At 64.7% G+C, this 5971-nt stretch carries 8 protein-coding genes; 3 read left to right on the forward strand and 5 right to left on the reverse strand.

Going from position 1 to position 5971, the window contains the following annotated elements; genetic code table 11:
- Window positions 1-89 precede the first annotated feature (89 nt).
- Both FJ311_15605 and FJ311_15610 read right to left on the reverse strand, forming a co-directional pair.
- Entirely contained in the window at window positions 90-527 is a 438-nt protein-coding gene (locus FJ311_15605; protein MBM3952860.1) for a hypothetical protein, read from the reverse strand.
- Window positions 528-675: 148 nt separating this feature from the next.
- Window positions 676-1401, reverse strand: coding sequence for a haloacid dehalogenase type II (locus FJ311_15610; GenBank protein ID MBM3952861.1), 726 nt, complete (start codon window positions 1399-1401; stop codon window positions 676-678).
- A gap of 165 nt (window positions 1402-1566) precedes the next feature.
- On the opposite strand from FJ311_15610, the gene FJ311_15615 reads away from it, so the two are divergent.
- Both FJ311_15615 and FJ311_15620 read left to right on the forward strand, forming a co-directional pair.
- Window positions 1567-2097, forward strand: coding sequence for a CHAP domain-containing protein (locus FJ311_15615; GenBank protein ID MBM3952862.1), 531 nt, complete (start codon window positions 1567-1569; stop codon window positions 2095-2097).
- Between the two features lie 39 nt (window positions 2098-2136).
- The gene (locus tag FJ311_15620) at window positions 2137-2409 is read left to right on the forward strand and encodes a hypothetical protein (GenBank protein ID MBM3952863.1); all 273 of its coding nucleotides are present in this window, start codon (window positions 2137-2139) and stop codon (window positions 2407-2409) included.
- Window positions 2410-2413: 4 nt separating this feature from the next.
- On the opposite strand, the gene FJ311_15625 is transcribed toward FJ311_15620, so the two are convergent.
- On the reverse strand, window positions 2414-2986 hold the full coding sequence (locus tag FJ311_15625; protein MBM3952864.1) for a DUF302 domain-containing protein: 573 nt from the start codon (window positions 2984-2986) through the stop codon (window positions 2414-2416).
- 168 nt (window positions 2987-3154) lie between these two features.
- On the opposite strand from FJ311_15625, the gene FJ311_15630 reads away from it, so the two are divergent.
- Window positions 3155-3649: an Hsp20/alpha crystallin family protein gene (locus FJ311_15630; GenBank protein ID MBM3952865.1), complete on the forward strand. Its 495-nt coding sequence runs from the start codon at window positions 3155-3157 to the stop codon at window positions 3647-3649.
- A gap of 59 nt (window positions 3650-3708) precedes the next feature.
- On the opposite strand, the gene FJ311_15635 is transcribed toward FJ311_15630, so the two are convergent.
- Both FJ311_15635 and FJ311_15640 read right to left on the reverse strand, forming a co-directional pair.
- Complete coding sequence (locus tag FJ311_15635) at window positions 3709-4215, reverse strand: hypothetical protein (protein MBM3952866.1); 507 nt, start codon at window positions 4213-4215, stop codon at window positions 3709-3711.
- A gap of 15 nt (window positions 4216-4230) precedes the next feature.
- Window positions 4231-5971: valine--tRNA ligase (locus FJ311_15640; protein MBM3952867.1), on the reverse strand; the 1741-nt coding region annotated here is incomplete at its 5' end.

Raw genomic sequence — 5971 nt, forward strand, 5'->3', positions numbered from 1 at the left:
GCCTCCTTAAGGATGCCGATGATCTGTTCCTCGCTGAACCTGCTGCGCTTCATGGTGGGTCCTCCCTGGGTCAAAATTAACGGGAAAACTCACCCTCCGGTTGGACCTAAAAACGGGGGGAAGGTCACCCGGGCGAACATGTCGGCCCAGCCGAAGGCGATCTCGATGTTCTCGGCCGCGTGCACGGCCAGCCCGCCGGGATAGAAGTGATGGCCCGGACCGCCGGCGGCGGGCATGACGTTGAAGGCGTTCTTCTGCGCGGTGGCGTTGAACACGGTCGATTTCGGGTTGTTGACCATGTCGAGAACCAGCGCGCGGATCTTGGGGTCCTTGATCGAATTCAGGTGCATCGCGAGACGGTCGATGTTCGAGCGCGTCCAGGCGCCGGTCATCGCCATCTTTTCCGGCGACATCGCGTAGATTTCCTTGAGGCGCTTGTCCGGCACTTCGGCGGCGGACGCCGTCATGCCGGTCCATGCCAATGCGGCGACGGCGACTGCCGCCGCGATAGCGTTCCGTGCTCTCATGTCGTGATCTCCTGCGGTGGGTTGTTGTGGCGTTTTTTGGTTTTATGTTGCTATTTTATGCATGATGTGATGGGAATGGATATGAAATTTGCTTGACGTTTCGCGGACGGAATCCGCCCCGGATTCGCCGGCGGGTTTTTGTTTGGCGTCAGCACCCCATCCGGCGGGCGAGATCGCGGAAATCGGCGGCAACGACGTCGTAGGCCCGCTCCGGTTCCAAGTCCTTGATTTGGTTGGGGCCGTACTCCCGGGGGCGCGGCACGAACGCGCAGCGCAAACCTGTCCGCCCGGCGGCGGCCAAATCGTCATTGTGGGCGGCGACCAGCATCACCTGCGCGGGCTTAAGGCCGAGGATTTCGGCGGTGCGCCGGTACGCTTCCGGCAACGGCTTGTAGGCGCGGGCGACTTCCGCCCCCAGGATCGTGTCCCACGGAATTCCCGCCCGTTTCGCCATGTCGAGCAGCAGGGCCACGTTGCCGTTGGAAAGCGGCGCGATCACGTATTTGTTCTTGAGCCGGGTCAAACCCTCGACCGTGTCGGGCCACGGGTCGAGCCGGTGCCAGGCGAGATTCAATTCGTCCAAGGCCGCCGACGGCACGCCCTTGATGCCGAAACTCGCCATCACCCGATCGAGACTTTCGCGGTGCAGCACGTCGAGGATGGTCCACGGCCGGCGGCCGGCGCGCACCTCCTCCATTTGCGGCTGATAGAGCGCGCGCCAAGCGTCGGCGAACGCCGGGCCATCCACGCCGGCGATGCCATGGGCGCGGGCAAAGGCGTCGAACTCGCGCGCGACCCCGCTCCGCCAATCGACACAGGTGCCGAACACGTCGAACACCAGCGCCTTCACGCCGGTCAACCCGTCGGCCGTCATGGATGTTTCCTTTGTTTCCGGTTCCGTCGCGTCCGATTTGGCGATGTGGAGTGTGCGGACGCAAGTCCCGATTCGCGGACGGATGTCCCCTTGCCGATCACGGCCTTCCTTTGCTAGACGAGAACGGTCAAACAACGCCGGGACAACCGGCCTCACGGGACAGGGATTTTTCCATTGATCGTTCGGCCGTTCCGGATCGGGGCGTCGTGGGCGCATGGCGCGTGGCTCGTCTGCGGCCTCGTCGTCGCCCTGGCGGCGGCACCGCTCGAAGCGGCGATCCTGCAGTGCGTACAGTATGCCCGCGAAATTACCCAGGTGCCGTTGCAGGGCGACGCCTGGACCTGGTGGGGCAAGGCGAGCCGCGCGGGGCTCGTGCGCGGCCAAGCGCCGGAGGCCGGCTCGATCCTCGTCTTCCGGCGAACCGACCGGCTATCGCGCGGCCACGTCTCCGTGGTCGCCGAGGTTCTCGGGCGTCGTGAAATCACGGTCGACCACGCCAATTGGGCTTCGCGCCGCGACCGGAGCGCGCGCGGCAACGTCGACCGTTCGATCCTGGTCGTCGACGTGTCGCCCAGGAACGATTGGTCGGCGGTCCGGGTTTGGCACGCGCCTTCCGATTCCCTTGGCCAGCGCGCCTATCCGACCTACGGCTTCATCTATCCCGCTTCCGACAGCCAAGTCGCGTCCAATTATTAACATTCGGTCGTGGCCAGCCCGTCCCCCGTGACGCAGCCCGTGACGCCGCCAGAACCGGGCGCGCCCGCCGCGCCGCCGATCGACATCTTCGCCTGGCTGTCCGAACGGGAAACGACCTGGACCGGCTGGGCGACCGGCGTGCTGCTCGGAACTTTATGCGTCGTGTTCGGGGCGCGGGGCCTTTACGCCTATTGGCGGGGCGAGCCGCCCGACAAGGAAAAAGGCGTTCCATCCCCGCCGTTCGCCGCCGGCATGCTCGTTTTCGGCGCGTGGGTGCTGTGGGTGTTCTGGAATTCCAAAATGCCGAACTGAGTCTTCACCGTCCGCCCGCGATTTTCGCGTCGTATCCCCGGTCCATGCCGGTGTGGGCCAGCGCCCACATCGCGGCGGCGACCTTCTCCTGCATTTCGGCGGCGATCAAGGTCACCGATTCCTCCTCGACCATCGCCGCCGACAACAGCGACGACAACGGGTCGAGAATCGTGATTTCGACCACGCCGTCCTCCATGCCCTGGACCGAAACGGTGCACGTGCCGACCGCGCCGGCGCGCGGGGAAATGGCGAGCGCCTTCAGTTCCAACTCCTCGTGGTGCAGCCGGAGAAGGACGTAAGACCGGTACGGCACGCCGAGGCGCTCGCGGAACGCGCCCTGCAAATCGAGCGGCGGGGCGATCGAAAAACCGTGGCGGCGGAATGTTTCGACCGCGAGCGCGACGGCGGTCCTGAAACCCGCCCGCACGGCTACCGTGGTTTGCGATTGATCCATGACGCTACGCGACCTCGCATTTTGTCGTTGCCGGGCGGTCGGATCGCGCCCGGGCCCGCCTCCCGGCCACCATGGCCCCGGACAATCCCCCGGAAAAGCGTGATCGAGTCCCGTTTCGCACATGGGCAAAAACCCTTGGAAAATCGGCCCTTGCGCACTCCCGCGGCGAAACCCATATGAAATTCAAGAGAGTAGTTTTTCGGTTCGTCGCGGCGACGCGGCGAATCGCGTGCGACTGACCCTGTGGATTACGGGGACGGTCGGACGTTCACTCAAGCAACGGAGGACACCATGTTCCAATCCCTGATCCCGTTCGAATGGGGTGGTTCTTCGCTGCCGTCGAAGCGGCGGGGACATGACCCCTTCAGCCGCCTCCACGAAGAGGTGGAAAAGGTCTTCGAGAACTTCGGCCGGCTCGCCCCGATGCGCTGGCCCGGGAACGGCGAGATGGCGGACTTCAAGATCGACATGAGCGAAACCGACAAGGAGCTCCGCATCACCGCCGAATTGCCCGGTGTCGACGAGAAGGACGTCGAGGTGACCTTGTGCGGCGACTTGCTCACCATCAAGGGCGAGAAGAAGGTCGAGGAGGAACGCAAGAAGGAGAACTACCACGTCGTCGAGCGGTCCTACGGCGCGTTCGAGCGCACCTTCCGGCTGCCCTACGAAGTGGGGGAGAAGGACATTTCCGCCGAGTTCGACAAGGGTGTGTTGAAGGTCGTGCTGCCCAAGCCGGCGGAGGTCCGCTCCGAGACCAAGAAGATCGCGGTCAAGGCCAAGAAGTAACCGCGACCATCCGAGCCTTCCGGGCGCCGAGCCGCGAAGAAACGGCCGGCGCCTTTTTGTTATTTACTCGCGCTTTCGACTTCCTTCTCGCGTTCCTTCTCGATCGCCTTGAGGCGCTTGTCGAGGTCGCCAACGCGGGCGAGCGTTTCCATCCGTTCGCGCGCGCGCCGGCGCGCCCGCCAACCGGCCAAGCTCCATTCGGCCGCCACGGCCATGAACACCAGCCCGGCGATGACGCAGATGATGCCCGCGATCATGTAGTCGGCGCGCCCGACCGAAACCGCCGCGCCCCAGAAGCCGACGGTCACCAGCGCGGCCGCGCCGGTGAACAGCACCCGCTTCAGCGCGGCGTCACCGCGCGTTTGCTCCTTCACGGCCGCGGCGATGGCGGCGGCGATCTCCGCCTTGCACAGCGCCTGCCAGTGCTTGAAGTTCATCCCTTCCGGGCTTTTCTTCTCGCGGATGAATTCCTCCAGCCGCTTGACGACGAAATCGGCGCGCTCCTCGGGCGAAACCCCGGGAGCGGGTTTCGACGGTTTCGCCGGTTTGTTCGGAGGAGCAGCCATAATCCAATGCCCGTTTTACATCGCCGCGATCAGCCGTTCGCGCGCGTCCTTGACGCGGGCCTGATGCGCGCGGGCCTCGGCCAGGCGTTCGCGCTCGGTCTCGACCACCTCGGGCGGCGCCTTGGCGACGAAGGATTCGTTGGAAAGCTTCTTGTCGAACTTGACGATCTCGCCTTCGATCCGGGCGATTTCCTTGTCGAGGCGCGCCTTCTCGGCGGCAAGATCGATGACGCCGGCGAGCGGCAGAATAAACGTCGCCTCGCCCACCACCACCTGCACCGCGCCCTTTTCGGCCCCGGCCGAAGGCTCGATTGCCTCGATCCGGGCCAGCCGGCGGATCAGATCGCCGTAACGCCCGAGCCGCGCCGCCGTTTCGGCGGAGGCGCCGCGATGGCGGAGCGCGATCTTGGCCGCCGCCGGCACGTTCATTTCGGCGCGCACCGCGCGGATCGCGGAAATCAGTTCCACCAGCCAGTCGGCTTCGGCCTCGGCCTTGGCGTCGCGGAGAGAGAGGGGAATATCGGGCCAGGATTCGCCCACCAACGTACCGGAACGGTCGGACGCGATGCGCTGCCACAATTCTTCGGTGATGAACGGCATGATCGGATGCAGCAGGCACAGGATCCGGTCGAGCACCCAGGCCGCCGTCGCCTGGGTTTCCGCCTTGGCGACCGCGTCTGCGCCCTCCTCCTGCAAGACCGGCTTGATGAATTCGAGATACCAGTCGCAGAACGTCCCCCAGGTGAAATGGTAGATCGCGCCCGCCGTCTCGTTGAACTTGAATTCCCGCAAAGCGGCGTCCGCCAGCGCCGCCGCTTCCGCCGTTTTGCCGACGATCCAGCGGTTGAGCGTGAGCCGGACCGACGCCGGATCGAATCCCTTCTTCGGCAGGCAGCCGTTCATTTCGCAGAAGCGCGCCGCGTTCCAGATCTTGGTCGCGAAGTTGCGGTAGCCCTCGACCCGCGATTCCGAGAGCTTCACGTCGCGGCCCTGGACCGCGAGCGCGGTCAGCGTGAAGCGGAGCGAATCCGCCCCGAACTTGTCGATCAGGTCCAGGGGGTCGATGACGTTTCCCTTGGACTTGGACATCTTCTGGCCCTTTTCGTCGCGCACCAGGGCGTGGATGTAGACGGTGCGGAACGGGACCTCGTTCATGAAATGGAGACCCATCATCATCATGCGCGCGACCCAGAAGAAGATGATGTCGAAGCCGGTCACCAGCACGCTGGTCGGATAATAGCGCTCGAGTTCGGGCGTCTTGTCCGGCCAGCCGAGGGTCGAAAACGGCCACAGCGCGGACGAGAACCAGGTGTCGAGCACGTCCTCGTCTTGTTTCAATTCGACCGCGCGGCCGTAATGGGCGCGCGCGGCCTCGGCCGCTTCTTCCGCCGTCAATTCGACGAAGATATGTCCGTCGGGGCCGTACCAGGCGGGAATCTGGTGGCCCCACCAAATCTGGCGCGACACGCACCAGGGCTGGATGTTGCGCATCCATTCGAAATAGGTGTTCTCCCACGATTTGGGCACGAAGCGGGTGCGTCCCTCCTCCACCGCCTTGATCGCCGGCTCCGCCAGTTTTTTCGCGTTCACGTACCACTGGTCGGTCAGCCACGGTTCGATCACCACGCCGGAGCGGTCGCCGTAAGGAACGATCATCGGGTTTTCCTCGATCTTTTCGAGGAGACCGAGGGATTCCATTTCCGCCACGACTTTCTCGCGCGCGACGAAGCGATCGAACCCACGAAACCGTTCCGGC

It is taken from the genome of Rhodospirillales bacterium (assembly GCA_016872535.1).
Classification (GTDB): Bacteria; Pseudomonadota; Alphaproteobacteria; order Rhodospirillales; family 2-12-FULL-67-15; genus 2-12-FULL-67-15.

What these genes read in the sequence shown, in the direction of transcription:
- FJ311_15605 (MBM3952860.1), bottom strand. Translation starts at nt 527, where the DNA reads ATGAGAGCACGGAACGCTATCGCGGCGGCAGTCGCCGTCGCCGCATTG.
- FJ311_15610 (MBM3952861.1), bottom strand. Translation starts at nt 1,401, where the DNA reads ATGACGGCCGACGGGTTGACCGGCGTGAAGGCGCTGGTGTTCGACGTG.
- FJ311_15625 (MBM3952864.1), bottom strand. Translation starts at nt 2,986, where the DNA reads ATGTGCGAAACGGGACTCGATCACGCTTTTCCGGGGGATTGTCCGGGG.
- FJ311_15630 (MBM3952865.1), top strand. Translation starts at nt 3,155, where the DNA reads ATGTTCCAATCCCTGATCCCGTTCGAATGGGGTGGTTCTTCGCTGCCG.
- FJ311_15635 (MBM3952866.1), bottom strand. Translation starts at nt 4,215, where the DNA reads ATGGCTGCTCCTCCGAACAAACCGGCGAAACCGTCGAAACCCGCTCCC.